Raw genomic sequence first — 25,690 nt, forward strand, 5'->3', positions numbered from 1 at the left:
TATGGCAAAGAATTTCTAACAATTGATCCTAAGTACACCACCCAAAGATGCCATCAATGTGGCAGTATTATGGGACAAAATAGCTATAAGAAATTAACCCTTAAGGATCGGGAATGGACGTGCCCAATCTGTCGAACGCACCATATTCGCGATTGGAATGCGGCAGTGAATATTCTAGAAAAAGGATTAGGCAAGTGGCAGAATCCTAAAATAAAAAAAGCAGCCTAGAAAGGCTGCAGTCCGCTAGCAACTCACGGACTTAAAAGGCTTTGGTAATTAGACGACCTCTATCGGCAATAGTCAAAAGATTACTGCTGGTAAGTCAAGTCCGTATCTAAGCAAGTTGGTGTTCTGGTTAGCGTAAGCTAACGAGCCACTAAGCCCTAGACTTCAGTCTAGGGTAGTTGACTCTCTGGTTCAGATTATTTATTTAGTCAACAAACACAAAACTATTTGCACAAAATTAGAATAAAAATTAGTCGATTCATTTTTAAAAATAATATTACGGAAACAGCTAAAGTTCAAAATGATTTGAATGCTAATCTTGATCAGTTAACTAAAAATTATGCGACACCACTAAAAAATGTCTACATGTATGCTTTGGATGTGATTTTATCCATTATCATTTTATTCTACTTTAATTGGAGTTTAGCTATTTTAACGTTAATTCTGACAATTATCTCATTAGTGTTGCCTAAGCTTTTTGAAAATATGACATCGAAGGCCACTATTCAAGTTACTGAGAAAAACAAATCTCTATTAAATAGTATTGCTAAGTGGATTAATGGACTAGATGAACTTAGAAGATATGCTAGCTTTGATATTTTCAATAGCTCTTTAAATCAATCGACAACAGCGTATAAAAAGGCTGCTATTAAACAAGGACAAACTGTAGCTATTGCGGATGTAGTTAGTGCTGGTTTTAATACTTTTGGTCAGGTAATTTTGATGCTCTTGTGTGGTTATCTCTATTTCCAAGGACAAATTGTTTTTGGTGCTGTGATGACGACGATTGCATTTAGCTCAACTGTGATGAACGGGATTACATATTTAGTTTCAGAGTGGAATTTAATCAAATCAACTAAAGAACTTAATCAAAAAATATCAGCGATGGAGAAGCCTGTACAAATTGCAAAAAATCAACACGGTGATCAAAATATTGCTGAATTAAAAATTGAAAATTTGAGTTTGCATTTTCCTAATGGTGAGAAAATTACTTATCCTGACTTAGAAGTGAAAAAGGGAGAGAAAGTTTTATTGCTGGGTGACAGCGGAACTGGAAAGTCAACTTTGTTTAAGCTGATTTTGGGCAAACTGAAGCCAACTCAAGGCAAAATTTCTTTTGTAGATGAACAGGGAGATTTAAATATTAATTCTGATGAAATTGGCTACGTAGCTCAGGATGGGATTTTATTTCCTGGCAGTATTCAAGACAATATCACAATGTTTGATCCAAAGTTGAATAAGTTAGCAGAAAAAGCTGTTCAGTGGGTTGATCTAAATAAAGACATTGAAAAATTCCCTGCAGGAATCAAGACAGCAGTTGACCTTGATCAAGATAATCTATCTGGAGGGCAAAAACAAAAGATTATTTTGGCTCGTGCTCTGGTTTATCAAACGAAGTGGCTTTTTATTGATGAAGGAACTAGCGCAATAGATAGTGAAGCAACTAAGAAAATTTTGAAGAACTTGCTTAAAACTGATCGGACTATTGTCATGATTGCTCATAACTTTTCAAATGAATTAATAAATGCCTTTGACCGCAAGATTGTATTAAGCAATGGACAGGCAGGTGAAACAGATGAGCTTTAAAGGATTTATTAAGACTAACTATTTCCGTTTTATTTACATTAATGTTCTTTCCATCTTAGCTGGAGTAGGCGCTATTGGCGGTGGTTATGTTCAGATGTATTGGCTGACTTATGTTAAAGATCATAATTGGTCTGGTGTACTTTGGACCGTTTTAATATTAGGTATCTTTTACATATTTGCACAAGGATTGATTTATTACATTCAATACGAAGTTAGGGTTCAAGAGGAAGAATATAATCAAAAGCTGCGTCAAAAACTTTTTGATCATTACTTCAAAGATGGAAAGTATCATGCAATTGCAGATGTACAAAACAGAATTACTAATGATCTTAACTTGGTAAAAGATAATTATTTTGAGTGGTATATAATTATTCCTTTTTATGGCACGATGTTTGTTGCAGCCTTAGTTGCTTTAATTACTGTGCATTGGTCATTATTTGTTGCTAGTGTTATCTTAGATATTTTTGCTTACTATGTACCGAAATTAGTCCAGAAAAAGATGGAACGGGCAACCGATAATTTATCCAAACAAAATAAGATGTACTTGAATACCTTGTCGCAGTGGTTTTCTGGACTTGAAGAAATTAGAAGATATTTTGCCGGGATCAAATTATTTAAGGTGCAAGAGCAAGCAGCTGATAAAGTCGAGCAGGCTCACGTTAAGCAAACTGCAGCACAACAAGAGATGATCATTCTTAACGGTGTATGCAATATTGTCATGCAAATAATTTTGATGGCAATGACAGCTTCTTTGATCACTAAGGGATTGATTATCTTCGGTGCAATTATGTCTGTGCAAAATTTTGCAGCTAATATTTCGATTGGTTTACGGCAAATGTTGCAGGCAATCAGTTATATGAAATCTTCACATAATTTGATGAATAATATTAGTGCAGACACTTTTGAAATTAATGTAGAGAAAAAGCATACTACAGCTGCACCCGCAACGATTGCGACACATGATTTAGCCCTCGATTTTCCCAATGGCGAAAGCTTGCGTTTCCCTGATTTAAAAATCAATCAAGATGAAAAGATCCTGCTAACAGGGGATTCTGGTGCTGGTAAGTCCACTTTGTTCAAGCTGATTTTAGGTTCAATTAAGCCAAGTAAGGGAAAAGTTGAATTTAAAGATAAAAAAGGCAACGTGGTCAACCCAGATATGACTAAAATCGGTTATATTCCGCAAGATCCTAACCTTTTCCCTGGGACTATTAAAGACAACATTACGATGTTTAACGATCATTTAGATCAAAAAGTTGCCCAGGTCATTGATGAAGTTAATTTTGCACCCGACATTGCCAAGTTCAAAGACGGCGTTAACGAAAAACTGAATTTGGATAATTTAAATATCTCTGGTGGTCAAAGACAAAAGATCGTGCTAGCCAGAGCTAAAATTCACGATGCCGACATCATCTTGATCGATGAGGGAACCAGCGCAATTGATCAAAAGGCAACGATGAATATTTTACAAAAGTTGGTCAAAGAAAAAGCTACGATTGTCTTTATTGCGCATAATTTTAATGAGGGCATGCGGCAGTTGTTTGATCGTGAGATTCACTTAGTTAAGGAGTGATGAAGATGTTTTCTAGTAAAAACGATAAAATTGAAAAAGTAGATAAGATCTTAACTAATGAGGCATTTGAGGAACTGCAAGTAGATTTTGCGGATATAAATTTAGCAATTGAATCTGGGGATCATTTTGAGGTTCACTATCATGGCCCAGAAGACAAACAGCCAGTAGTAATACAAAATGAGCAGCAGCTGCGACTTAAGCAGCCTGAAACTGATCGTAAGAATGGTAAATTCTGGCAGAAAGGCTTGTTCAAAATAGAAGTAGTGACAAGCAGTGATGTAGGTAAAGTAAAAATTACTGTTCCAAAAGATCACCAATTACGTGAAGCATATATTGGCCTAGCTAGCGGAGATACGAGAATACAAGATGTTAATTTAGATGAATTGGAATTTAGCTCTGCTAGTGGTGATTTGAAGATTGATAGATTGAAGGTCGCAAAGTTGTCGTTGTCCATTGTTTCAGGGGATGCAAAATTAGATCAACTGAAAGTCGATTCTGGTAATGCGGATCTGACTAGTGGTAGTTTTCTTTTAAAGAATAGTCAAATCACGAAAAGTCTTGCAGTTACAACTGTTTCAGGGGATAATCTAATAGAAAATGTTGAAGTTGACCAATGTGACCTGACAACATTGAGTGGTGATAACACTATTTTTGGAGGGAAAGCTACTCATGCGCAAATTGGTAAAGAAACTAATGGTAGCCATTTAAAAATGAGCGCAGTGTCGGGTGACAACATTGTCAAATAGATAGGAGAGAGTATGGAAACAGCAGCAACTTTTTTGATGATTGAGATCGCGCTAGTTTTTATTGTCGGAATTGAACATATTGGAATTTGTCTATTAGAAATATTTGGTAAACCAGCTCAGCAAGCCAAGGCCTTTGATATGAGTGAAAATTTTGTTAAGCAAAAAGAAGCTCGTGTTTCGATGGCTAATCAAGGTATTTATAATGGGATGCTGGGATTATTGTTAATCTTGAGTTACTTTGTTTTCCCATTTGGTACAGTGATTAAAGTTTGGCAGTTACTGTTGGGGATGATCATGGTTGTGGCCATCTTTGGTGGTTTTACTGCAACTAAAAAGATTTGGTTGGTGCAGTTGCTTCCTGCTTTAATTGCATTCTTGTTTTTGATTTAACTGAATATTTTTACTAAAAGTCGTATTTGATTTTTTCTTTGATTCAAATACGACTTTTTATTGTTTATTCATCTTATGAGTGTATAATTTTAGAAAAATATAGGGAATCTGGTGGGAAAATGAATGAAGATTTAAGCAAAAAAGAATATATACAAGATGTCTTGATAGTGGCGAGTTTAGTTATTCCAGTAATTGGTTTTGTCATCGCGTTTTGATTTTTAGTTAAAAATAATCGTGGCTTAGCAAAGAAATATTTTTGGTGCAGTTTACTAGGGATTGTAATTACAGGGTTATTGTATTTTGCTAAAAATGGATTTAGTTTGCACAATTCATTGATGAATTTGTCTCTTCATGGTTTTAAATCTGCCTACATTGGTGGAGGATTCATTGTGGCATTTCTGGTTTTTGAATTTGTAGAAGATATTAGCGTTAAGCGAATGGCGATTATCTCATTCATTACTAGTCTGGCGTTTGTTGCAATTAGTGCTTTGCGGATAGAATCGCTAACTAATTTCTTGGCCGCTGTGCCTCAGACTGCTGTATTAATTTTGACCTATGTAATTTTACAAAAGAGAATGAAAAAATGGTTGGCTTTTGCATTAGGTCTGATTATAAGTTTCGTTTGGGTATTGATACTATTTTCAATTGTTGGTGTCTTATTCAATATTTAAGGGGTGAGATGATGTTCTTAACGAGTGTTTTAACCGGTGGACAGTGGTTTTTGCCGGTTATTGTTGTGTTGGTAGCCGTCGCACTTTTAGCTAGCTATGCCAAGAAGAAAAAGTTAGCTAAGTTAGAAAAAGTATTGAATATCTTAGGCTATGTTTTCATGTTTCTATTAATGGTTATCCTTTGGATAATGTATTATAGAAAAGAGATGGCATTCAGTAGTGCCTTTATCTATACCGCAATAGTCATTTATACGATTATGTCTGAAATACTAAAGAAGTATAAAAATACTTTAAAGGGAAAATATCAGCGAGCAAAAATGGCATTAGCCGGTATCTATGCTGTGGCAATTGGTCTGATGATTTTAGTAGGCGGGCAATTTTCTTCAGCTGCGTGGCTAATTGCAATTATCTTCATAGTAGTAATATGGGTAATTGCTTATGCGATTGAAAAGTCATAGTAAAAAAGCATTAAAGGTTAGAAAATTCTAACTTTTGATGCTTTTTAAATTCGTAATTTTTAGTTTGTTGTTATTGGGTGCGTCGTTTTCTTTTTAGTAGAATATAATTAAAGAGAATAAAAACAAGGAGTTATTGATGTATCCTGATAAATTTCACTTAATCAAAGAACAAAATAGATGTTTCGCAAAAAAGAATTTAGTTAGATTAGTTTTTACAAATTCACGTTTTGAAGGGGGGTAAATACTACCTTGCCGCAAACGCAAACGATTATTGATGGTATGAGTGCAGCTGGTGTATCTATTGATGATTCGAACGTAATTGTTCAATTAAAACGAGGCTGGCAGTATGTTATTAGGGAAGATAAGGCACTATCGTTAAAAATTGAGCAGAATATTAATCTGTTAATTGCAAGGTATGATTCTCTGGATCCAGGCAGTTTTAGAACAGGTGTAGAACTTGGTAATGATAAAGGTGAATGGAAGCCTCAAGAATTAGATTATCAATCTGAAGTGGATTTTTTTAATAATTTGATACAAAAAGATACTTCTATTACAGATAAAGCAATGACGTTAATGTATCATAATATGCGCAATCAACTTTTTGGGGATGGAAATAAAAGAACGGCGATATTAGTAGCGAATAAGTTGATGATAGATCATGGTGCAGGATTGATTAACGTACCATTGGATAAGTGGGATGTTTGGAATGATTTGATCAGTAAATATTATTTGTCCGGCGACATGAAGACACTTAAGGATTGGACTTATGTGAATGGGATTCAAGGTGTGACTTTTGATCATAAGCAAAATTTACCGAAACCTAATATTAATTCTGAAGACTACGAATAAAATGTATAGCAAATATAAAGGTCTCCCAGAAAGACATTAACTTTCTAAGAGACCTTTTATTTATTAGTATCGTGAAATAGCTAAAGAAATTAAATGATTTGTCCAGCCGTTTATTGGTAAAATAGTTTACTATTTCTTTACCTTAGTGAAATCATACTTTCTATACTTAAGCGCAACACTTTTATCTTTGAAAATCGCACCGTTGACGACACTAGGATCGGTCCCGTAGCTTAAGAAGAGACAATCATGGTTCTTAAATTGACCAGGTTGATAATCTAAGCTCGCCAGATCCAAGAAGCCGCGCACTTTTAACGAATTACCTTGAGTATCAATTAGAACAATATTGCCAGAGTATTTTTTATTTTGTTTTTCAGAGTGACGATTCAATTTTAAATTTGGATCAACTTTTTGATAAGTGACATCGCCGTTAACCGTGTGCTCAGTAATCACGAGTTTTCTAGCCCTTTTAGAATAAGGATCGCCGCGATACCAGGTACCACGGTACTGGCTAGGTACAGTCGCAAGTTTAAAGCCCTTATATTTTTTATGAATATTAATGCGAGGAGCTTCACTAGATGATTTAGTCTCATGACGTACAATTTTTGAACTACTTGATGATTGTGAACTTAAATTTGATTTTGCTGTTTGCTTATTGCATCCCGTCAAAAGTAATGCTGCAAAAATGCTAGTTAAAATAATAGACTTCTTCATATTCTTTCTCTTTCATTAAATATGGTCTCATTATAAGGCAATTTGGTGTAAAAGAAAAGAGCGGATTAATTTGCCGCTTCTTTTGCAAATAGCATGTTGATTCCACCAATGAGGACGAATATCGCGCAGAGAATAATCAAAATTTGGTCACCTGAATGGTCAAGCATGATCCCAGCAACTACGGAGCTGATTGGACCACCAATTGAAGTACTAGTGCGAATCGTGGTTAGCACACGTCCTAAATATGCATCTTCCGTAGTAATCTGAATCATTGATTCTGACAGAATATTTTGAAAACTAGTTAGAAAACCAAACAAGGCGATGAGCACACTTAATGCAAGCCAATTAGACAGGAAGAAGATTATCCTTAATAAAGGAATGGTACTAAGCATCCAGGTGTAGGAGATCGTCTTAGCTTTAGGAGTTAGTTTGCCCGAGATGAGCGCTCCTAAAATAAAGTCACCAACAAAGCAAAGATAGAATGTACTATAAAGTCCAGCAGAGCCAAGCTTATCGGCTAGTTTAGGTAAGAGAATAATTAACGCTGGTGAAACTAAGGAATAGCAGATACATGACCAAAAGTAGTATTTAAGAAACCTATTTTAGCGAATATACTTTAAGCCGCTGAACACTTTTGCGCGATAGTTATTAGTTTTATCATCAGTATCGTTTGCTTGAGGTTTAGTCGATGGAATTTTTCTTAACGCAATGTACAGGAAGAAGATACTAATCAGACTTAAGCAGCTACAAACCAGCATCGATTGGCCAGTGATTAAAAGACTCAATAAAACACCTGAAAGGGCAGTACCAGCGATATTCACAACTTGATCAATCATACTCAACTTTGAAATTAAGCTGTTTAAATCTTTTTTAGAAGGGACGCTTTCTTTAAGGATTGCACGATCGGCCGGACTGAAGAATTCATCGCACATGGAAAGAACAGCTGAAATTAAAATCGTTAGTACTATGTCATGACTCAGCCAGAACATCACTGCCGTTAAAAGGAATAACAAGATAGTTTGAACTAATAGGGATGTTTGACTGGTTCTCTTGAAGGAATGCTTATCAATAATTGGACCGTAAAAATTGATAAGGCAGCGGTAATTGAGAAAATCGCGTTAGTCAAGCCGACTAAAGATGATTTGCCGGTTTGGGTTTGCAGCCACCAGATGATGATCATGCCAAAGAGAGAATTGGATAAAAGCATGGTGGCTCGAGATAATAGGTAAATTTTCTTTTCTAACATTCACAACAACTCCAATTAGATATATGTATTGAGTGTAACATACCATAAAATTGATTGATTATTAAAATTTTATTAAGTAATATTATGTATATAAGCATAAGTAGAGGTGAATTGAATGACTATTGGACAAGCGTTAAAAGATACGAGAAAAGCCTTAGGATTAACTCAAACCGAGATGGCAGCAGGTATTGTTTCACCGTCCTTTTATTCTAAAGTAGAAAGAGGAGTCCATGATATTGGAGCAGATGAGCTGTTGGCAATTCTAAATGCTAACAATATTAATTACACAGAATTTTTTGGACATTTGAAATCGAATAATCTTATGCAAGAAGATTATTTGCAAGAGATTAATCAAGCTTACCAACATGAAGATAAGAATCGATTAATAAGCTTAAAAAAGAAAATTCTTTCTCTACCTGATTCAAGGCAGAAAGAATATTATTTATTACAATTACATTTGACTCTTGAAGTTTATTTAGTCAAGGCTGATAAGATTCCGAAGGACTTAATAAAGAACTTAAAGAATTTTGTTTTTCAATATAATGAATGGGATGCCAAGGCTTTACAGATTTTTCGCGAAACCATGCGTGTTTATGATCTAGATGAGTTGTCTTTCTTGATTAATAGCATTCTAGGAAAATATCCTGAACCCGATAAATTAGCGGTTAATCTGCAGGAAATAATTGGAGCTATTTGTGTCAATTACTTAGATATTTGTTATGAATTCGATCAGAAAGAATTAATTAGTAGACCTCTACTTTATTTAAAGAAAATTCCCGCAAGTAAGCAAGTATTGCTAATAAAAATCTTGGCTAATTATTATGAAGCCATTTTCAGTCATGATTCACAGACTAGTAGACAAATCTTTGCTGTCTTAAAAAATGCCGGTTGGGAAGATTTCGTTAAGAATTTGCCTCAGCTTTAAATATGCGTATACGACAATAGACTTTCGATTACTACAATTGAAAGTCTTTTTCATTTCTGGAATCAATAATATTCACAGAGGTGAAAAAGATGAAATACTTAGTTAGATATTTGAAAAGAGAACCTAAAATTGTCGTACAAGTAGTGATCTTGACTATCATTGCTTCAGCTTTGCGAGTTGTTCATGCTCTGATTAATGTACAGATTTTTAATGAGTTAATTGCCTTAAGAATGCAATCATTTTTCCAGTGGGTTGCTTGTGATGTAGGTGTTTTTACCATTCTTTCAGTTTTTCTGATTGTGCTGGAGATCCAAAGAGTGAAGGCAGTTCAGTATCTTAGTCGAGACTTAAGAAGAGATATTATTAAAAGGCTATCAAGAAAAACAATACAAGAGTATAGCAAGGCTGATACCGGTGTGTATGCTTCCTGGCTGACAAATGATATGAATACAATTGAAGCAAATGGATTCTCTAATCTGTTGCAAGCAATTCAAATTATTACTGATCCATTATTTTCTTTAATAGCTCTAGTTAAATTTTCGTGGACCTTTATTCCGTTGGTTTTAATAGCATCATTGTTGACCGTAGTTTTGCCGCAATTTATTCATCAAAAACTAGCAAGAGCCAGTCTTTTGACAACTAAAGCAAATGAACATCTGCTTAATAGAATTACAGATGCCTTACGTGGCTTCACTACATTTTCTATCTTTGGTGTTGAGAGGCAGTTAGAAAGCCGAATTTTATCTGCTGTCGAGGTTGTGATTAAGAAAAAGGTTAAACAAGCGAGATATCAAGCGATTGCCAATAACATTGCAGGTTTATCAAACATTTTCGGACAATTAGGAATTCAGGCTTGGACAGGGTTTTTAGCATTTACCCACGTCATCTCAATTGGAGTTATAGCTTCTTCAGGTAATCTTTCTTATAACGTTTTTAACTCATTAGCAGTAATAGCTCCTATTTGGACTGAGATGACATCCCTAAATCCTGTTTTTGCTAAATATCATTTAGATGATCAGCATGAAATTAAAAAGCAAGGAAAAGAATTACTAGATGAATATTTTTCTTCTTTAGAAGTAACAGATTTACAAATGCAATTTGATCAAAAGAAGGTTTTTAGACAACCATTGACTTTTACCATCACTGCTGGACAGAAAATTGGTATCTATGGAGAGTCAGGTAGTGGAAAAAGTACTTTTATGAAGATTATCTCAGGACAAATTCCTAATTATTCTGGCAGTTTGAAGTTAAATCAGGTTGAAGAGAGAGACCTGAGTTATTCTGCTATTCGTAAATATCTACTCTATGTCAATCAAACTCCTTATTTATTCAATGATACTATTCGCTACAATTTATGCTTAGGTGAAATCTTTACTATTGATCAACTCAAGGAAGCTCTAAAGAAAGCAGATTTATGGAGTTTTGTACAAAAATTACCTAATGGACTCGAAACTAAAGTAAGTGAAAATGGAACGAATTTATCCGGTGGGCAAAAGCAAAGATTAGCTCTAGCTAGAGGTTTGTTAAGAAATCGCCAAGTATTTCTTCTAGATGAAAGTACAAGCAATTTGGATAAGGCTAGTGCCCTTAAAGTAGAAGACAGCTTTTTAAGATTGAAAGACGTAACAGTAATTTTTGTTAGTCACCAGCTTCATAAGGAAAATCAGGAGGAATTTAATCAGATCATCGAGATTTAAGTGTAAAAAAAGCCGCTGTTAGCGGCTTTTCTTTATCTCTCCGGAGATCAAAATAAACAAATGATGTTGATTATACTGCCTAACAGCCAAACTGCAAGAAGCGTTAAAGAGACAATTAATGCATATTGAGAACTGGTGGAATTAGAATTTTTTAAGTAAGTAGACACAATTATTGAAATAATACTTGCGCCAATAGTCACGTGATCTAAAATTGAAAGAGTTTGATATGCTGCAGAAACTTTTATCTGATGATCTTCCTCAGTTTCTTCTTTGGCTGGACTTAGAATCATTTTTAAGTAAGCAATAGCGCCAACAAAGCAGATTAATGCACAAATTAGTGCGACAAACATAACTTTTTGATCACCATTATTGAAGGCCATCCACGCTGTCGTAGCACAAAATGAACCAACTAGTAAAGTTAAAACTATCAGAAGTAGCTGAATAAACTTAGTTGCTTTTCTCATCTCGATTTCCTCATTTCAACAATTTAGTATGTTGATTAAAATTATATATGATAGAATTAAAAAAAACAATCTATTTCTTATAATAAATTAATGAAAGAGGTGCATTTGGTTTTGACAGAAGTCATGATTAGAAAATATAAAGCAGAAGACTTTGATGAACTTGCTAAAGTCATGGATGAAGGACGAATGCAGGAACTTGAAGCAGAAGGGATGGAACAAGTTTTTATTTCGTTAAAAGATGCACCATATCTCAAGTATTTTTTGTCCTGTGATATTTACGTTGCTGAAAAAGATGAGCAAGTAGTTGGATTTGTCGGTCTTGGACGACGCCGTTTAGATTTCTTGTATGTTTTGCCAGGGATGCAGGGAAAAGGCATTGGTTCCGCATTGATGAAGACCGCTCTGGCGAAGCTGCCGCGACCAGTAAGATTAGCCGTGTTTGCTGATAATGAACGCGCCAAGAATTTGTATCAGAAATTTGGCTTTAAGGTAACCGAAACAAGGACTGAGAAATGGTCTGATGAATTTCCAATCGTTTTTTCTGAGGACACGATGGAATTGGAATAATTAAGATGAATACAATTGTAAAAAATATTTTTAAAGCAGTAGGAATTTGGTGCACTTGCATTATGCTGTACTTTGTTTTTTCATTGTGGACGCACGTGCGATTACATACTATTGAGCTAATTTTTGGTATAAAAATGAACTTGATGGTAAATAATGGAGTCTCGTTGACGATAACCAATAATTCCTGGTTCTGGCTACTAAGTTTAGTTATTTGGATTGCAATTTATGTAAAGGTTAAAGCATTTTTTACTAAAGGAGAAGAGAATGAAAGACGTTAAAAATAGATTAGCTCCTGACTCTACTTGGCAGAAGATGTTTCAAGCAGCCAAAAAAGTACAGGGCTTCCATGAAATATCCGATCATATGGAAGCCGGTGGTGTGGCCGCTGCAGTATTGTCAAAATCGGGGAAGATTTATACCGGAGTGTGTGTTGACACAGCCTGTACTTTAGGCGTATGCGCTGAAAGAAATGCGCTTTTTAATATGATTACTAATGGTGAAACTAAAATCTCACGTGTATTGGCGCTTATGTCTGATGGTAAAAATGGTGCGCCATGTGGTGCCTGCCGCGAATTCATGGTTCAAATGATGGAAAAAGATTATCAGGATATTGAAGTAATGATGGATTATAAGAACAATAAAGTAATGACATTAGGTGAATTAACACCGGAATGGTGGTTATGATTTGGAGGGATAGGTATGAGTGAGAAACCTTTTATTTTAGATTTTGATAGTAATGAGCATGCAGTTATTGAACCTAACCATGATCAATTCCCATTTAAGTTTCATGGAAAATTAGTGTATGCATTTGTACCCAAGGAAGATATCGATAGCTTCTTAAAACAAGTGCCGCATAAAATTTTAGGTAGCTTTGATTCTGTTTCTTTTCAACCAGATATCTATGAAATTGAAATAAATAATGAAAAATTAACACTATGTCAGGCACCACTGGGAGCTCCGGCTGCAACTCAATTATTAGATTGGCTAATTGCGTATGGAGTAAAACAAGTATTAGCTTTTGGCAATGCGGGGGCATTAATCGATTTACCAGAGAATGAGATGTTTTTACCAGTCAGGGCTATTAGAGGAGAAGGGACTTCTTTTTACTACCAAGAGCCAGGACAATTCATTGATATGAAGTCTGATTACCTTAATGAGATCGAAAAAATAATTACAGACATGAAATTAGACTGCGATGAAATAACTACTTGGACGACTGATGGTTTCTTTAGAGAAACTCCTGATAGAGTTAAGCAATTTCGAGAACTAGGTGCTGCGACAGTTGAAATGGAGTGCGCCGGAATGGCGGCCTGTGCCCAATTTAGAAATGTCGATTTTGCGCAAATTTTGTTTACTGCGGATACGCTTGCAGATATTGAAAATTATGATGAACGTGATTGGGGTAGCGATTCTCACAGTGCTGGATTGAAGATTTGTTCACAGATTTTAAGTAGGGTGTAACTATGGAAGATAAAGATTTATTAATTGAGTGGGCGAAAAGATTGCAAAGCTTGGCACAGGCTGGGCTAACTTACGGAAAAGATAACTTTGATTTAGAACGCTATCAAGAAATTCGCGATATTTCTGCGGAGATAATGGCGTATAAATCTGACTTGCCAATACAGAAAGTTAAAGATCTGTTTTGTAATGAAATTGGTTATCAAACTCCCAAGCTTGGGACACGAGCCGCCATTTTTAAGGATAATAAAATTCTTCTAGTTCAAGAAAATGATGGTAGCTGGTCTCTTCCAGGTGGTTGGTGTGAAGTTAATATGTCTGTTAAAGAAAACTGTATTAAGGAAGCCAAAGAAGAGTCTGGACTCGATATTGAAGTTGAAAGAGTTATCGGAATCTATGATCAAAATAAGCATAGTGAGGCCATTTACCCATACAATGTCGTTCACGTTTTCTTTCTTTGTAAACCACTCGGTGGTGAATTCAAGAAAAATATTGAGACAACTACTCGTAAGTATTTTGCTTATGATCAATTACCAGAAAATTTGAGTACAGATAGAAATTCGCTTGATGAAATTGAGGCTTGTTTTAAGGCATATAAAGATCCTGGTTTTCAAGTTGAGTGTGATTAGTCATAAAAAACGGAGAAGAGTTATTCCGCGTAGTTAAAATGGTGGTTATGATTTGGAGGAATAGAGATGAGTGAAAAACCATTTATTTTAGATTTTGATAATGACCAACATGCAGTGCTTGAGCCAACTTTTGAGAAATTACCTTATAAATTCCACTCGAGACTTCTATATGCTTTTGTTCCAGAGGATGAGGTTAATTCTTTTTTGGAACAACATCCTCATAAAGTTCTAGGTAAATTTAAAACTATTTCTTTTAGACCTCAAGTTTATGAGGTGGAAATTAATAATCAAAAATTCACCTTATGTCAAGCTCCATTGGGAGCACCTGCTGCTGTTAAGCTACTAGATTGGTTAATTGCCTATGGTGTTAGAAAAGTTTTGGCGTTTGGTAATGCTGGAGCATTGAAGAGGTTGCCTGAAAATGCAATGTTTATTCCTGTTAAAGCGATTCGTGATGAGGGGATGTCTTTTCATTATAAAGAACCGGGCCAGTTTGTAGATTTGCAATCAAATTTTCTATCAGAAATTGAGACTAAAATAAAAGATTTAGGATATAACTATGATGAAATAGTCACTTGGACTACAGATGGCTTTTTTAGAGAAACCTCAAAGAAAGTTACGTATTTTAAAGAATTAGGAGCAGCCACAGTCGAGATGGAATGTGCAGCATTAGCAGCATGTGCACAATTTAGAAGTATTGAATTTGCGCAGATTTTATTTACTGGGGACACTTTGGCAGATATGGATAATTATGATCGTCGCGGTTGGGGCAGAAGTTCATATGGTGCAGGTTTGAATATCGGGTCGGAGATTATAAGTAGGATTTAAGTGATAAATAATGAATGCTGAGAAGAAAAAGAGATTTTTGAAATGGTATAAGCTTTCAATATCTCTTAATTCAAACTATCATGGCAAAATTGAAGAGTGTCAAAATGGTTACACGATTTATATGTACAAATTTGAAGATTTTATAGATATTTTGAATTTACTTGGTCAAATGGCTGCACAATTTAATGTCGGTTACGGATATGAAGAAGATCCCAATAAAATTACAGATTATCAAATTACCGTGATTGATTTTGACGAGAGTTTTCAGGAAAGATCGACGCAATATATTTAATTAAAAAGATAGAAGGATAAGATGACAATTGAGAAAAAGTTGAATAACTACTTGCAAGGCGAATTAAAACCAATTTCTCATAAGTCTCTCAATAGAACATTTATTGGTTATAGTAATTTATTTCAACAGAAAGTCTTTGTAAAACAATTTGCCAAAAAACAAGGTTGGTACACTGAGAAAAAGGTAACAGAGCAACTAAATGATCGTGTTTTAGCTGCCCTTTCATTAGATCAAAAATATATCTTGGTGCTAAAAGATACTAGCCCTAAGGACATAGATGAAAATATTACTTCAGACATAGCTTTTAAAATGGGGCAAGTTTTAGGCGATTTTCATACTAGAATAAAACCATTTTCTAAAATTAAAATTGTAAAAGATCAGTTTGATGGTTATTTAACAGAAATTAATACTTTTAATGCTTCCACTTATAAGCGACAATTATTAACAGAAGCTAAAAAATTCGAGCATCATAAAAAAGAAATACAAGATGAACTTTTAACTAAATCTAAATTTGTTTTACATGGGGATGTTGGAATCAGAAATTATAAATACGTAAATGATAAGCTGGTATTGATTGATTTTGAAAAGGCTAGACTTGGTCCTGTTTACCAAGATTTTATAAAGTTGTTTTATCAAGACTTTAAATTGAATTTGGATTTGATTGCTGCTTTTTTAAGAGGATATTCGAATAAAAATTCAGATTATGAGTTATCAGATTTAACAAAACAATATTTGATATTTACAACTGCGATCGGAATTTTTAATTATACTGAAAAAATTGAGGATCTTCCGTTTAAACAGATTGGTGAGAAAATGCTTGAGACATTGAGGGATGGGCTTTAAGATAGGTTGATAATTTCAGAAAATTGATACGTAGAAATTACAAAAAGTAGTTCTAGAAAATAAGAAAAATCAACTTTTTGCTTTACTGATGTAGCGATTTTTCTCTTAGGAATTTCTGAAATGCTGGGTAGTGACTTAGGTGAAGATGTTGTTAAGAAGATGGCGATTAATGCCAAGCGAAAATATATCAATGGTAAAAAGATAGAAGGATAAAATGACACAAGTCGAATTAACACGGTTTCGAATTAAAAAAGGTAAAGAAATAAAAGCACAAGAATGGATGAATTTTTTGAATAGCCATCATGAAGATACCGTAGCCACGATGTCTGGTGAAAAGATGTACGTTGAGACTGTCTTTAAAGATGAAAATGAGGATGGTTATACATACTTTTATTGGTATTCAGTACAGGGCGAAAATGGTAGTGCGGTCGAAGAGTCAGAGAGTTATATCGACAAAAAGCACCTTGAATATTGGGATGAATGTATTGATCCTGACTATAAGCCAGTTGATTTAGTTTTGGAACAAAGCTTAATTGCACCAAGCGTGATGAAAATTATCAAAAATGATAAATAACATCTCCAGAAAATAAACAGAATGCTCAGAACACGCACTTGCCGTATAATGTAAGTCTTTGATATGATGAAACGTGGATAGAATTTTTAAAAACATAACGGAGGTTTTATTATGAAAAAATTTATCAAATTCGGTGCCGCTGCATTAGCCTTACCGCTTCGGTAGGGACCGTTGCTCCAGTCGTTTCTCAACCTCAGACTGTGCAGGCGGCTTCGAAGACTGTCAAAAGTGGTTCACTCACTTTTCACATTAAGAAGAAGCAAGTAAGAAAATCTTAGTGCTTTGGGTAAATGTTACTAACCATGGTAAAAGGACAGTTAAGAGTGACATGTTGATGAACTATTCTGGCGTTAACGCTTATCAAAAAGTTCATGGAAAATGGCAGGAATTAACTACTGGTGCGACTAATTCATCCTCATTGATTAAGGGCTTAGGTAAGATGGAACATAATTTGAAACCACATAAGACTATTAAAAATGGCGTAATTATATTCACCTTAGAAAACCGCAGTAAGGTCAAAGTAGAATTTCAAAAAGGCTATAATCAAATTACTGCTCGTCGCTACTTTAAAGTAAAATAAATTAAAAAAGCATTTATCGATTGTCGCGATAAATGCTTTTTTCTTTGATTCCTCATTGTCTAATATTTGCAAAAAATCGGAATTTCCTTTATTTTGGATGTAACGGTCAGAACAAATAGGAGAGAATATCATGCGTGAAGGTTTAATCATTTTAGTAGCTCTAATCGGAGCTGGGTTTATTGTTTATTACTTTGATAAATATCGCAATCGCCGTTATCCAGAATCTAGACCGCAAAATCAAGGTGGAAATTGGGATGCTTTCTGGGCATTTTTGTTTCCATTCATTGGTTTTATCATGGCTATTTATTTCGCAATTGCTAAGCGCAATAAATTCCGCGCGAAGACCTGTGTTCTGTGGGCATTAGGCGGTATGGCTTTTAATGCAATTTGGTATTTATTGTTTAGGTAAAAAGGTTGATCAACTCTTGATGAAATTTGATCAACCTTTATTTTTTGATTGTATTAACTTTGAGCAAGTTTACTAACAATATATGAGTTAAGAGATACATTTTCTTCATCTGCTTCTTCGGCTAGATGTTCATGCAGGGATTTGGGCATCCTCGCAGTAATGCGGCTGATATTGAATTAGTTGATAAACAAAATCGTTTAATCTTTTCGACTATTGTAAATGGTGCATTCTATAATAGATTAAAAAAGCATCCCTTTATTTCAATTACTGGCTTAAAAGGAACAGAAACAATGAATTCAGTAGCTGTAACTGTCAATGGTAAAGTAGAGGAAGTTGATGATTCATACATGGATCAAATCTATCAAGTACATCCTGAAATGGTCGAGATTGATTCGGCTGATTCAAGATCAAGTAGAAGTACATTGCGTCCCTTTGCGATTACGCCGATTGATGGTTCAGTTTACGATTTAAGGCAAAAACCGGTTTTTCAGAAGCATTTTAATTTTTAAAAAACATTATTAAATAGAAAGGAACAATATGGCATTACCAAGTCAAATTGAAGTTAGAGGAGCAAAAGTTCACAACTTAAAGAATATTGATGTCAATATTCCACTCCATAAATTCGTCGCTATTTCAGGCTTATCTGGTTCTGGAAAGTCATCCCTAGCCATGGGAATTCTTTATGAAGAAGGATCGCGTCGTTATCTTGATGCGCTTTCTACATATATGCGGCGAAGAATCAAGCAAGGTGCGCGGGCTGATGTAACTTCAGTTAAGCATATCCCTTCAGCGCTGGCTTTACGTCAGCGCCCCAGCGTTCCAAATGAAAGAGCAACCGTTGGTACAACAACTGAGACCTTTAATGTTTTGCGTTTGATTTTTTCACGGCTTGGTTCGCCTGTTTGTCCCAACGGTCATAGAGTCGCACCGAGTCTAGCAATTGCCGAAGCAATGTCCAAGCCTGGCGAAGAAATGGGACGGATTACCTGCCAAACCTGTGGTGTTAAGTTTTATGTTCCAAGTGCAGAAGAGTTCGCCTTCAATTCAGATGGAGCATGTACTGAATGCGGCGGTACAGGGAAGGTGCGTCAACTTGATGAAAATAAGTTGATTGCTGATGAAAATCTGTCCATCGAAGACGGCGCGGTTGCTTCGTGGTCATTGCCAGGACGTAATTTTATGCCAAGCGTTGCCCAGCATGCAGGAGTGCGCATTAATGTTCCATTTAAGGATTTAACTAAAAAAGAAAAAGACTTTGTCTTGAACGGTCCAGAAAAGAAATACAAGATGGACTTCTTATCCGGTACTGGTCGAGTTTTTCACGACTTCAATGCTCTTTATGAAAATGCGCACCAGGCAGTCCTGCGTTCAGCAAAGAGTAGCAAGAGTGAACGAGCACAAAAAAGAATTGCGGAATTCTTTACTTATTCAACTTGTCCAGTCTGTCATGGTACTAGACTTCGTCCTGAGCTACTTAAGCAGTTGGTTAATGGTAAAAATATTGATGAAGTCGAACATATGCAATTGGGTGACTTGCCAGCTTGGAGTAAGGAAGTTTTAGCTAAGTTACCAGAAGAAATGCATCAGATGGCTTCTTCATTGATTAAAGAATTCATCAATAATTTGCAGCCGCTACTTGATTTAGGGTTGGACTACTTAGCCATGGCACGTGCCGGAAATACGCTTTCAACTGGTGAGTTACAGAGAATCCAATTGGCTCGGACTCTGAGAACAGAAACCACCGGTGTTCTTTATGTATTAGACGAACCTTCTATCGGTCTTCATCCGGCTAATGTCGATGGTTTGATTAAAGTTTTACGTAAACTTGTTGCACAAGGCAATTCATTGGTCGTAGTTGATCACAATGCCGACATTATTAAGGCAGCCGATGAGATTATCGAAATCGGACCAGGATCTGGTGACCAGGGTGGGCAAATTTTAGCTCAAGGGACACCGCAAGAACTTGAAAACAATAAAAAGTCTTTGATTGCTCCATACTTAAATGGAACAGCTGATTTAATGGCAAGAAAAACGACTGATAAGATTAACCCTGATCAAATCAAATTTGAAGTGGAGCATTATTTCAACTTGCATGATATTAAAGCAGGAATTCCGATTAATCAAATTACTGCAGTAACTGGCTTTTCTGGAGCGGGTAAGACCAGTTTGATTTTAGATTCTTTAGTTCCGGCTATTGAGGCACAAGCTAAGGGTGAAAAGTTACCGAAACAAATTAAGAAATTCGTTTCACCTGTCCATAATGTAGTTAGTGTTGATGCGACACCGATTGGCAAGAGTACCCGTTCAACGGTTGCTACTTATACTTCAATCATGGATAATTTGCGTAAGCTTTTTGCTCGTCAGCCGTTAGCAAAAGAAAAGCATTACACGCCAAGTTACTTCTCCTATAACAATAAAGAAGGTGCATGTCCTACTTGTGGTGGAACTGGAATTGTTACATTAGATATTCAATTTTTACCAGATATGCAGCAGACATGTCCAACTTGTCATGGTGAACGTTACAATCCGAGAATTCAGCAAGTTAAGTGGCATGAGATGTCGATTGTTGATATGCTTAATTTGGATATTAATGAAGCCTTGCCTGTGTTTAAAAAGGTACCAAAGATCGAACGTGAATTAAAGTTACTCAAAGAAGTAGGGTTGGATTACCTGCATTTAGGTGAAAGTACACCAACCTTATCTGGTGGTGAAGCCCAGAGGTTGAAGCTAGTAACTCACTTGAGTCATAAGCAAGATGATACTTTATTTGTCTTCGATGAACCAACGATCGGTTTGCATCCCTTAGATGTGAAGGTTTTGGTAACCGTGATGCAAAAATTGCTTGATCAAGGTGCAACCATTATCACGATCACACATGATTTGAATTTGATTGTAAGCAGTGATTATATTTTGGATCTTGGACCACGCGGCGGTAAAGCTGGTGGTAGAATCGTGGCTGAAGGGATGCCGCGAGAATTGGTTAAGAATCCTGACAGTTTGACTACACAGTATTTAGCTGATTATTGGAAACAATTTGAATAGATAAAAAAACGGGTCTTTTTTGGGACTCGCTTTTGTGTAGAGAGAATGGATTTACTGTTTTTCTTCTTTAGCACATTCCATAATTAATGGTGCATTTCTTTTAAGGATTTCTATGTTGTTCTTTGTTTCTGAATAAGTAAAGTTATAATTATAAACTTCCTTATAGTCAGGAAGAGTGTAGCGGGCTTCCTTGAAGCCATAATCGGTTGGTTTTTCAAAATGTACATAAATTTTAATACCGTCTTTTTGGGATGGATCGGGAATTATTTGAGAATACGTAATTGATAATTCGCCTGGGAATTCAGCGTATGGATATAACATAAAAATCACTCCTCATGGATCTTTATTATTGTAGCAAAGAAATTGTCTGTATAGTAAATAGCTGATTATTGGAAAGAATTTGAATGGAAAATTAAAAACGTGTCCTTTGCAGACTCGTTTTTGTGTATGATTGGTTATAATATATATAACATTGATGGAGGACAAATAGAAAAGAAAGCTTTAAAAATCATTAAGACCAAGGCAAGAGATAATTCACGTGTGCCAATGCATTGGGATGATAGTCAATATGCTGGCTTTAGTGATGTAAAGCCATGGCTGATGCCAACTGATCAAAATCAAGTTAATGTAGAGAAAGAACTAGCAAGTGGCGAAATTTTTGACTATTATCAAAAACTAATTAAGTTGCGTAAGAATGAAAAGTTAATTTCTTATGGGCATATTAAGATGTTCTTGAAGGATCATCCACAAGTTTTTGCATATGAACGCTTCTTAGATAACAGTGATAAAAAATTAGTAGTCTTTACTAACTTCTATGGCAAGGAATGTCAGGCTAAATTACCTAAAGAATATGTTAATAAGAACTATCAAGTTTTAATTAGCAATTATGAACATAACAGTAACCAATTTAAACAAGAGATCATCTTAAAGCCGTATGAGGCTTTAGCAGTTGTGATTTAGATAAGATAATAAAAAAGAATTGATAATCATAGTTAATTTGTGATTATCAATTCTTTTTATTTTGTTGATTTTTTATTTGTAGCAATTCGGGTCTGCGTGCTAATTCAATATAAGGGCGATCATTTTCTACAGCTATCCCTTCGGTTTCGCGCAAGGTATGAAATTGGTAGTGTTGTATGAGTTTTCCTGGATGGGTAATTATGAATAAATTATCGTTAAAAGCTAGGTAAAACTTAGAACGACTAGAGGTAAAGCTTTGTAGAGGTGAATTGTTTTTTACAAAATCAGATTGAGTTGTTCCGATTTCTGTTGGCATCCATGTATTTCCGTTTCGACTTAATTTCCAGTATTCATATAATCCTTTGCTGGCATTATGAAAAGTAGCGTACATTAAGTGACTATTAATAAAGCAAGCGTTATGAAAATAGCGTGGATAATAGCTAGAACGATTCCATACTTTTATAGTCCAAAGATGGTTAATTTGGTAGTTTTTTCTAGAAATTTGAAAAATTTCTTCGGATTTATCGGGATTAGTTTCTTTGTTGCTGCTAGCCAGTACATAAATATATTTTTTAGTCATGCCGATAGATTGTCCGTGCCCCAGCTTCATATATGGAGATACTGCAATATTGCGTGATGTGTTTTTAAATTCTCGCCACTTCATAGTAAGTAAATTTTGTGATTTAAGTGGATCGGACAAATGATTGAGATTATAAGTAACTAGATGTCCCCATTCAACGTTAGGTTCACTGAAATATGAAACAGTTAATTGATTTTGTTTAAGGCTGATCCCTTGAGGAATAACTCCTATTTGATTAAGAGGAGTAGGTTGGGGCGTTAATGAATGAAAACGAGGTTGGTAAAATTGGGTTATCATCAAATTATGCTTATTATCATAATATCTATTAATTTCGGTTTCAGGCTGATAATTATTTTCGGGATTCCAATTTGGAGAAGAAGATTTAGAACTACCAGAGAACGTTTTTACTAAAGAAGGTCCAGCAATAGCGGTTCTGTTTGCGACAGTAATGCCTTCGTTTAAATTAGGTCTAACATGAACGTTGATTGTTGTTTTTAAATGATGGTATTTTAATTTAATTGTAAATTTCCCAGGAGTTGTAGAATTTAAAAAATTTTGGGATGCAAATACTTTTTTAGGATCGATTAAAGTGCCGTGCTTGTCTGCAATATAAGAAATTGCATCCCTCACTGGGAAAGAGGAATAGGGATTACGAGTTAAAGATACATGCTTTGCCGCAAGTAGTTTGCTACGTAAAAAGAATTTTTCATTAACCCAACCAATTTGTCTACCGTTGACTATTAATTGATAAAAACGCCCTTGCTTGGTTTGCGCTGATTTAAGAGATTGAAGCAAACCGTTCCTGAAATCCTTGGTAGAAGTGAAAGCATTGATACCACCGTCTTTAGAAATATTGCGATAAATTGGAAAATCATGGGGTCCAGCCAATTTAGTTTGAACATTAGTGTAAGTAGTTACTGGTGCAGGTTTTAACACGATAGATCCGTTTTTTAACGGATTAATTTTTAAAGGTAAATAAAAATATAGAATGAATAAAATTAATATCGGTAAAATTATAAAATATAAAAACTTTTTCATGATATTTATATTATCTACTAAATCTAAGGGCGTGACTAAACTATTTAGATTATAGATGTAAGATTAAGAGGTTTAATTGAATCTTGAAAGCTTTTTTCATTGATAAAATTCTGTATAATAAAGCTTAAGCATATTAAAGGAAGTTGATTAATTAACTATGTTAAAAGAAGAGAAGAAATTTGATCAATTGGGGCAAAAATTATTTATGCAAGGCACTTTGCAAGAATTTGAAAAGAAAAATGGCCCAATTAAGGGCAGAATGGCAATTACTGAGGGTAAAATTCCGCCTGAAATGTTAAATAAATTGCAACCTGAATTAATGAAAAATCCTAAATGGAAAGTAGTCGAAGGCAGTTTTGATTTTTCAAACTATACTATTGGGATGGTAGTAGGTCTTAATCCAATCAAGCCATTGAGTGAAGGATGGCTAGTTCCTCAATTAGGTCATCCCGGTGTACAACCAGATAAGCATTGGCAGGAATTCTTTATGGAAAAAGTAATGAATTCAATTGACGAAAATGGTCATATTGATTTGCCATTGTTTACTTGGATTTCAGATAAGAATGATTTGACGAAATCTGCAAAAGATATGTAGTAAAAAAGCCATTTAGAAGGATGAAAGACCTTCTTGGGTGGCTTTTTGCATTTTATTTTAAAAAATTATGAAAAATTATTATAATCTAGTTTATAATTCGGTTTAAGAGTGAAAACCGAAAAAAACCGAAAACTTCACGGAATTTAGGAGGTTATGAGAGAATGACGGAGAATAACGAACAAACGAAAATCACTGATACCAAGCTTAAAGGCGCATTAGACACGGCAATCTTTGCTGGGGGATGCTTTTGGTGCATGGTGAGTCCATTTGATAAGCTGCCCGGAATAGAAAAGGTAGTTAGTGGGTATACTGGTGGTCATGTTGCCAATCCAACTTACGAAGAAGTCTGCACGGGTAAAACTGGGCATACAGAAGCCGTTGAAATTACTTTCGATCCTGAAAAAATGCCTTATCAAAAGTTGCTTCAATATTATTGGCAGGTTACTGATCCCACGGATGCAATGGGGCAGTTCCAAGATCGCGGCGATCAATATCGTCCCGTAATTTACTATAACTCACCAGCACAGAAGGAAGCTGCGGAGAAGTCCAAACAAGAATTAGCCGAAAGCGGCAAGTTCGATGATCCGATTGTAACGCAAATTGAACCAGCTCAACCATTTTATCCAGCAGAAGAATATCACCAAGATTTCTATAAAAAAGACCCACTTCGTTATGCAATGGAAGAAGCAGGTGGCCGAGAAAAATTTATCAAAGAGCACTGGGACAAATAATGAAAGCCTTGTCTGTGCGTGGTGACTATATCATGCAGATGATTAACGGCACCAAGAAAATAGAATATCGCACGTGGAAAACTAATTATCGTGGACCAATTTTGATGTGCTCTACGGCAAAAAGAGTGCCGAATTCTGCACCAGGATATGCACTTTGCGTGATGGATCTGTATCGAATAGACTGGAATGATGTCGATCAATGCTATTATTGGTACATTAAACTTAAGAATTTGATTGATCCGATTAAAGTAAAAGGACAGCTTAAGCTTTTTAATGTTGATGATGATATAATTATTCCAATTAAGAGCTCAGAATTTGAAAAACAAGTTATTCCATTGATTTATCGTTCCAAAAATAAACACGTTTAATAATATAACTTATGTAAAGCAGTAAAAATATGACAATTATTGCTTTGGATCATTTTGTAATTACTGTGACTGATTTAAATAAATCTAAGAATTTTTATCATGAAATTCTAGGATTGCCTATTGTTGATGAACAAAATGGCTTCGTTTCTCTTCAATGTGGTGATCAATTAATTCGACTGAGAAAAAAGACTAATGGGGTTAACGCAATTGTGGCTAAACAATTGGAAACGAGAGTTTTTGATTTTTGTCTTCAAACTGATCAACCTATTAAAAATGTGATAGCTAAGTATAAATCAAATAATCAAGAGATTATTTCGGGCCCAGTAGAGAAGCATGGTGCACATGGAAAAATGACTTCTGCTATACTAGGGATCCAGATGGAAACTTGGTCGAAGTCTGTTCTTATGAATGATTACTATATAGCTAGTGCTAAACATTGAGAAAAGGTTTGTTTTTTAATATTAAAAAATGAAAAAAGCTGATAAAACTTTGTTCTGTGAATTAGGATATCAGCTTTTTTCTGTCTTAAATCAAATCCCGGATTTAAAATTGAAGTGCAACACTAAGTGTTAAACAAAAAGGCCATGAAGACCTAAACTTGAAGTGACGAAAAATCAAGAAAGGAAGATCTTCATGACCAATTCAAATTCTAGC

General features: G+C 35.1%; 32 protein-coding genes and 3 pseudogenes. 27 read left to right on the forward strand and 8 right to left on the reverse strand.

Annotated features, from left to right (window positions below; all coding sequences use genetic code 11):
* The 8 genes and pseudogenes from B5E95_RS07990 to B5E95_RS08020 all read left to right on the forward strand — a co-directional run.
* The coding region (locus B5E95_RS07990; protein ID WP_143437570.1) for a zinc ribbon domain-containing protein at nt 1-228 on the forward strand (228 nt) is incomplete at its 5' end.
* A 180-nt stretch (nt 229-408) separates the two neighbouring features.
* A pseudogene (locus B5E95_RS07995) lies at nt 409-1,812 on the forward strand (ATP-binding cassette domain-containing protein); the annotation flags it as partial.
* Nucleotides 1,802-3,385: an ATP-binding cassette domain-containing protein gene (locus B5E95_RS08000; protein ID WP_087236142.1), complete on the forward strand. Its 1,584-nt coding sequence runs from the start codon at nt 1,802-1,804 to the stop codon at nt 3,383-3,385. The pseudogene B5E95_RS07995 and the gene B5E95_RS08000, both read left to right, overlap by 11 nt.
* Nucleotides 3,386-3,390: 5 nt before the next feature.
* Nucleotides 3,391-4,131 (forward strand): DUF4097 family beta strand repeat-containing protein, encoded by a 741-nt coding sequence (locus tag B5E95_RS08005; RefSeq protein ID WP_087236180.1) that lies wholly within the window; start codon nt 3,391-3,393, stop codon nt 4,129-4,131.
* Nucleotides 4,132-4,143: 12 nt separating this feature from the next.
* On the forward strand, nt 4,144-4,521 hold the full coding sequence (locus B5E95_RS08010) for a DUF1304 domain-containing protein (protein ID WP_087236144.1): 378 nt from the start codon (nt 4,144-4,146) through the stop codon (nt 4,519-4,521).
* A gap of 389 nt (nt 4,522-4,910) precedes the next feature.
* Complete coding sequence (locus B5E95_RS10545; protein WP_143437572.1) at nt 4,911-5,192, forward strand: hypothetical protein; 282 nt, start codon at nt 4,911-4,913, stop codon at nt 5,190-5,192.
* An 8-nt stretch (nt 5,193-5,200) separates the two neighbouring features.
* Nucleotides 5,201-5,650, forward strand: coding sequence for a hypothetical protein (locus tag B5E95_RS08015; RefSeq protein WP_241146340.1), 450 nt, complete (start codon nt 5,201-5,203; stop codon nt 5,648-5,650).
* 136 nt (nt 5,651-5,786) lie between these two features.
* Nucleotides 5,787-6,499: pseudogene (locus tag B5E95_RS08020) on the forward strand (Fic family protein).
* A gap of 129 nt (nt 6,500-6,628) precedes the next feature.
* Here the strand turns inward: B5E95_RS08020 and B5E95_RS08025 are convergent.
* The 4 genes from B5E95_RS08025 to B5E95_RS10975 all read right to left on the reverse strand — a co-directional run bounded on the left by B5E95_RS08025 (nt 6,629) and on the right by B5E95_RS10975 (nt 8,456).
* Nucleotides 6,629-7,210, reverse strand: a complete 582-nt coding sequence (locus B5E95_RS08025) for a hypothetical protein (protein ID WP_087236148.1) — start codon at nt 7,208-7,210, stop codon at nt 6,629-6,631.
* A 65-nt stretch (nt 7,211-7,275) separates the two neighbouring features.
* Nucleotides 7,276-7,779 carry an MFS transporter gene (locus B5E95_RS11090; RefSeq protein WP_338034542.1) on the reverse strand — a complete coding sequence of 168 codons (504 nt, stop codon included), beginning with the start codon at nt 7,777-7,779 and terminating at the stop codon, nt 7,276-7,278.
* A 33-nt stretch (nt 7,780-7,812) separates the two neighbouring features.
* Nucleotides 7,813-8,301, reverse strand: a complete 489-nt coding sequence (locus B5E95_RS10970; RefSeq protein WP_338034543.1) for an MFS transporter — start codon at nt 8,299-8,301, stop codon at nt 7,813-7,815.
* A complete protein-coding gene (locus tag B5E95_RS10975; RefSeq protein ID WP_223903052.1) occupies nt 8,235-8,456 on the reverse strand; it encodes a hypothetical protein in 222 nt (73 codons plus the stop codon). The genes B5E95_RS10970 and B5E95_RS10975 overlap by 67 nt, the downstream gene beginning before the upstream one ends.
* Nucleotides 8,457-8,571: 115 nt before the next feature.
* Here B5E95_RS10975 and B5E95_RS08035 point away from each other — a divergent pair, with 115 nt between their 5' ends.
* Nucleotides 8,572-9,381, forward strand: a complete 810-nt coding sequence (locus tag B5E95_RS08035; RefSeq protein WP_087236149.1) for a helix-turn-helix domain-containing protein — start codon at nt 8,572-8,574, stop codon at nt 9,379-9,381.
* Nucleotides 9,382-9,470: 89 nt separating this feature from the next.
* Nucleotides 9,471-11,078: an ABC transporter ATP-binding protein gene (locus B5E95_RS08040; protein ID WP_087236151.1), complete on the forward strand. Its 1,608-nt coding sequence runs from the start codon at nt 9,471-9,473 to the stop codon at nt 11,076-11,078.
* 47 nt (nt 11,079-11,125) lie between these two features.
* Here the strand turns inward: B5E95_RS08040 and B5E95_RS08045 are convergent, their stop codons facing one another.
* Complete coding sequence (locus B5E95_RS08045; RefSeq protein ID WP_087236153.1) at nt 11,126-11,542, reverse strand: hypothetical protein; 417 nt, start codon at nt 11,540-11,542, stop codon at nt 11,126-11,128.
* Between the two features lie 90 nt (nt 11,543-11,632).
* On the opposite strand from B5E95_RS08045, the gene B5E95_RS08050 reads away from it, so the two are divergent.
* The 10 genes from B5E95_RS08050 to B5E95_RS08105 all read left to right on the forward strand — a co-directional run bounded on the left by B5E95_RS08050 (nt 11,633) and on the right by B5E95_RS08105 (nt 17,722).
* Nucleotides 11,633-12,109, forward strand: a complete 477-nt coding sequence (locus B5E95_RS08050; protein WP_087236155.1) for a GNAT family N-acetyltransferase — start codon at nt 11,633-11,635, stop codon at nt 12,107-12,109.
* 264 nt (nt 12,110-12,373) lie between these two features.
* Nucleotides 12,374-12,793 (forward strand): cytidine deaminase family protein, encoded by a 420-nt coding sequence (locus B5E95_RS08060; RefSeq protein WP_087236159.1) that lies wholly within the window; start codon nt 12,374-12,376, stop codon nt 12,791-12,793.
* A gap of 15 nt (nt 12,794-12,808) precedes the next feature.
* Nucleotides 12,809-13,570 (forward strand): nucleoside phosphorylase, encoded by a 762-nt coding sequence (locus tag B5E95_RS08065; RefSeq protein ID WP_087236161.1) that lies wholly within the window; start codon nt 12,809-12,811, stop codon nt 13,568-13,570.
* A 2-nt stretch (nt 13,571-13,572) separates the two neighbouring features.
* Nucleotides 13,573-14,196, forward strand: coding sequence for an NUDIX hydrolase N-terminal domain-containing protein (locus tag B5E95_RS08070; RefSeq protein ID WP_013641893.1), 624 nt, complete (start codon nt 13,573-13,575; stop codon nt 14,194-14,196).
* Nucleotides 14,197-14,262: 66 nt separating this feature from the next.
* Nucleotides 14,263-15,024, forward strand: a complete 762-nt coding sequence (locus tag B5E95_RS08075) for a nucleoside phosphorylase (RefSeq protein WP_087236163.1) — start codon at nt 14,263-14,265, stop codon at nt 15,022-15,024.
* Nucleotides 15,025-15,034: 10 nt separating this feature from the next.
* Entirely contained in the window at nt 15,035-15,316 is a 282-nt protein-coding gene (locus tag B5E95_RS08080) for a hypothetical protein (RefSeq protein WP_087176694.1), read from the forward strand.
* 21 nt (nt 15,317-15,337) lie between these two features.
* Nucleotides 15,338-16,159: a phosphotransferase gene (locus B5E95_RS08085; RefSeq protein ID WP_013641896.1), complete on the forward strand. Its 822-nt coding sequence runs from the start codon at nt 15,338-15,340 to the stop codon at nt 16,157-16,159.
* Nucleotides 16,160-16,373: 214 nt separating this feature from the next.
* Nucleotides 16,374-16,733, forward strand: a complete 360-nt coding sequence (locus B5E95_RS08095; RefSeq protein ID WP_087236165.1) for a DUF6176 family protein — start codon at nt 16,374-16,376, stop codon at nt 16,731-16,733.
* Between the two features lie 277 nt (nt 16,734-17,010).
* The gene (locus B5E95_RS10980) at nt 17,011-17,313 is read left to right on the forward strand and encodes a DUF5067 domain-containing protein (protein ID WP_236697322.1); all 303 of its coding nucleotides are present in this window, start codon (nt 17,011-17,013) and stop codon (nt 17,311-17,313) included.
* Nucleotides 17,314-17,443: 130 nt separating this feature from the next.
* Nucleotides 17,444-17,722, forward strand: a complete 279-nt coding sequence (locus tag B5E95_RS08105) for a hypothetical protein (protein ID WP_087176888.1) — start codon at nt 17,444-17,446, stop codon at nt 17,720-17,722.
* Nucleotides 17,723-17,775: 53 nt separating this feature from the next.
* On the opposite strand, the gene B5E95_RS08110 is transcribed toward B5E95_RS08105, so the two are convergent.
* On the reverse strand, nt 17,776-17,871 hold the full coding sequence (locus B5E95_RS08110) for a toxin-antitoxin system HicB family antitoxin (protein ID WP_081776577.1): 96 nt from the start codon (nt 17,869-17,871) through the stop codon (nt 17,776-17,778).
* Between B5E95_RS08110 and B5E95_RS08115 the strand changes: the two genes are divergently transcribed.
* Nucleotides 17,854-18,231 carry a pyridoxamine 5'-phosphate oxidase family protein gene (locus tag B5E95_RS08115; RefSeq protein WP_241146341.1) on the forward strand — a complete coding sequence of 126 codons (378 nt, stop codon included), beginning with the start codon at nt 17,854-17,856 and terminating at the stop codon, nt 18,229-18,231. The two genes, B5E95_RS08110 and B5E95_RS08115, sit on opposite strands and share 18 nt — an antisense overlap.
* Nucleotides 18,232-18,259: 28 nt before the next feature.
* The gene (locus tag B5E95_RS08120) at nt 18,260-20,764 is read left to right on the forward strand and encodes an excinuclease ABC subunit UvrA (RefSeq protein WP_087236169.1); all 2,505 of its coding nucleotides are present in this window, start codon (nt 18,260-18,262) and stop codon (nt 20,762-20,764) included.
* 51 nt (nt 20,765-20,815) lie between these two features.
* Here the strand turns inward: B5E95_RS08120 and B5E95_RS08125 are convergent, their stop codons facing one another.
* Nucleotides 20,816-21,085 carry a hypothetical protein gene (locus tag B5E95_RS08125; protein ID WP_025006189.1) on the reverse strand — a complete coding sequence of 90 codons (270 nt, stop codon included), beginning with the start codon at nt 21,083-21,085 and terminating at the stop codon, nt 20,816-20,818.
* Nucleotides 21,086-21,244: 159 nt separating this feature from the next.
* On the opposite strand from B5E95_RS08125, the pseudogene B5E95_RS08130 reads away from it, so the two are divergent.
* A pseudogene (locus B5E95_RS08130) lies at nt 21,245-21,724 on the forward strand (alpha-amylase family glycosyl hydrolase); the annotation flags it as partial.
* Nucleotides 21,725-21,770: 46 nt separating this feature from the next.
* Here the strand turns inward: B5E95_RS08130 and B5E95_RS08135 are convergent.
* Nucleotides 21,771-23,342: an SH3-like domain-containing protein gene (locus tag B5E95_RS08135; RefSeq protein WP_241146342.1), complete on the reverse strand. Its 1,572-nt coding sequence runs from the start codon at nt 23,340-23,342 to the stop codon at nt 21,771-21,773.
* A gap of 157 nt (nt 23,343-23,499) precedes the next feature.
* On the opposite strand from B5E95_RS08135, the gene B5E95_RS08140 reads away from it, so the two are divergent.
* From B5E95_RS08140 to B5E95_RS08155, 4 genes are all read left to right on the forward strand, one after another.
* The gene (locus tag B5E95_RS08140; protein ID WP_087236174.1) at nt 23,500-23,937 is read left to right on the forward strand and encodes a hypothetical protein; all 438 of its coding nucleotides are present in this window, start codon (nt 23,500-23,502) and stop codon (nt 23,935-23,937) included.
* A gap of 161 nt (nt 23,938-24,098) precedes the next feature.
* Nucleotides 24,099-24,668: a peptide-methionine (S)-S-oxide reductase MsrA gene (msrA, locus tag B5E95_RS08145; RefSeq protein ID WP_087236176.1), complete on the forward strand. Its 570-nt coding sequence runs from the start codon at nt 24,099-24,101 to the stop codon at nt 24,666-24,668.
* Complete coding sequence (locus B5E95_RS08150) at nt 24,668-25,036, forward strand: ASCH domain-containing protein (RefSeq protein WP_087236178.1); 369 nt, start codon at nt 24,668-24,670, stop codon at nt 25,034-25,036. The genes msrA and B5E95_RS08150 overlap by 1 nt, the downstream gene beginning before the upstream one ends.
* Nucleotides 25,037-25,065: 29 nt before the next feature.
* A complete protein-coding gene (locus B5E95_RS08155; RefSeq protein WP_241146343.1) occupies nt 25,066-25,476 on the forward strand; it encodes a VOC family protein in 411 nt (136 codons plus the stop codon).
* Nucleotides 25,477-25,690: the final 214 nt, after the last annotated feature.

Origin of the sequence: Lactobacillus gallinarum, assembly GCF_002160635.1 — a bacterium.
GTDB lineage: Bacteria > Bacillota > Bacilli > Lactobacillales > Lactobacillaceae > Lactobacillus > Lactobacillus gallinarum.

What these genes read in the sequence shown, in the direction of transcription:
- B5E95_RS08035 (WP_087236149.1), top strand. Translation starts at nt 8,572, where the DNA reads ATGACTATTGGACAAGCGTTAAAAGATACGAGAAAAGCCTTAGGATTA.
- B5E95_RS08040 (WP_087236151.1), top strand. Translation starts at nt 9,471, where the DNA reads ATGAAATACTTAGTTAGATATTTGAAAAGAGAACCTAAAATTGTCGTA.
- B5E95_RS08105 (WP_087176888.1), top strand. Translation starts at nt 17,444, where the DNA reads ATGCGTGAAGGTTTAATCATTTTAGTAGCTCTAATCGGAGCTGGGTTT.
- B5E95_RS08085 (WP_013641896.1), top strand. Translation starts at nt 15,338, where the DNA reads ATGACAATTGAGAAAAAGTTGAATAACTACTTGCAAGGCGAATTAAAA.
- B5E95_RS10975 (WP_223903052.1), bottom strand. Translation starts at nt 8,456, where the DNA reads ATGTTAGAAAAGAAAATTTACCTATTATCTCGAGCCACCATGCTTTTA.
- B5E95_RS08115 (WP_241146341.1), top strand. Translation starts at nt 17,854, where the DNA reads ATGCAGGGATTTGGGCATCCTCGCAGTAATGCGGCTGATATTGAATTA.
- B5E95_RS08010 (WP_087236144.1), top strand. Translation starts at nt 4,144, where the DNA reads ATGGAAACAGCAGCAACTTTTTTGATGATTGAGATCGCGCTAGTTTTT.
- B5E95_RS08045 (WP_087236153.1), bottom strand. Translation starts at nt 11,542, where the DNA reads ATGAGAAAAGCAACTAAGTTTATTCAGCTACTTCTGATAGTTTTAACT.
- B5E95_RS08075 (WP_087236163.1), top strand. Translation starts at nt 14,263, where the DNA reads ATGAGTGAAAAACCATTTATTTTAGATTTTGATAATGACCAACATGCA.
- B5E95_RS08015 (WP_241146340.1), top strand. Translation starts at nt 5,201, where the DNA reads ATGATGTTCTTAACGAGTGTTTTAACCGGTGGACAGTGGTTTTTGCCG.
- B5E95_RS08135 (WP_241146342.1), bottom strand. Translation starts at nt 23,342, where the DNA reads ATGAAAAAGTTTTTATATTTTATAATTTTACCGATATTAATTTTATTC.
- B5E95_RS08050 (WP_087236155.1), top strand. Translation starts at nt 11,633, where the DNA reads ATGAAAGAGGTGCATTTGGTTTTGACAGAAGTCATGATTAGAAAATAT.
- B5E95_RS08005 (WP_087236180.1), top strand. Translation starts at nt 3,391, where the DNA reads ATGTTTTCTAGTAAAAACGATAAAATTGAAAAAGTAGATAAGATCTTA.
- msrA (WP_087236176.1), top strand. Translation starts at nt 24,099, where the DNA reads ATGACGGAGAATAACGAACAAACGAAAATCACTGATACCAAGCTTAAA.
- B5E95_RS08065 (WP_087236161.1), top strand. Translation starts at nt 12,809, where the DNA reads ATGAGTGAGAAACCTTTTATTTTAGATTTTGATAGTAATGAGCATGCA.
- B5E95_RS08025 (WP_087236148.1), bottom strand. Translation starts at nt 7,210, where the DNA reads ATGAAGAAGTCTATTATTTTAACTAGCATTTTTGCAGCATTACTTTTG.
- B5E95_RS08125 (WP_025006189.1), bottom strand. Translation starts at nt 21,085, where the DNA reads ATGTTATATCCATACGCTGAATTCCCAGGCGAATTATCAATTACGTAT.
- B5E95_RS08060 (WP_087236159.1), top strand. Translation starts at nt 12,374, where the DNA reads ATGAAAGACGTTAAAAATAGATTAGCTCCTGACTCTACTTGGCAGAAG.
- B5E95_RS08155 (WP_241146343.1), top strand. Translation starts at nt 25,066, where the DNA reads ATGACAATTATTGCTTTGGATCATTTTGTAATTACTGTGACTGATTTA.
- B5E95_RS08120 (WP_087236169.1), top strand. Translation starts at nt 18,260, where the DNA reads ATGGCATTACCAAGTCAAATTGAAGTTAGAGGAGCAAAAGTTCACAAC.
- B5E95_RS08080 (WP_087176694.1), top strand. Translation starts at nt 15,035, where the DNA reads ATGAATGCTGAGAAGAAAAAGAGATTTTTGAAATGGTATAAGCTTTCA.
- B5E95_RS08070 (WP_013641893.1), top strand. Translation starts at nt 13,573, where the DNA reads ATGGAAGATAAAGATTTATTAATTGAGTGGGCGAAAAGATTGCAAAGC.
- B5E95_RS08000 (WP_087236142.1), top strand. Translation starts at nt 1,802, where the DNA reads ATGAGCTTTAAAGGATTTATTAAGACTAACTATTTCCGTTTTATTTAC.
- B5E95_RS08150 (WP_087236178.1), top strand. Translation starts at nt 24,668, where the DNA reads ATGAAAGCCTTGTCTGTGCGTGGTGACTATATCATGCAGATGATTAAC.
- B5E95_RS08140 (WP_087236174.1), top strand. Translation starts at nt 23,500, where the DNA reads ATGTTAAAAGAAGAGAAGAAATTTGATCAATTGGGGCAAAAATTATTT.
- B5E95_RS08095 (WP_087236165.1), top strand. Translation starts at nt 16,374, where the DNA reads ATGACACAAGTCGAATTAACACGGTTTCGAATTAAAAAAGGTAAAGAA.
- B5E95_RS08110 (WP_081776577.1), bottom strand. Translation starts at nt 17,871, where the DNA reads ATGCCCAAATCCCTGCATGAACATCTAGCCGAAGAAGCAGATGAAGAA.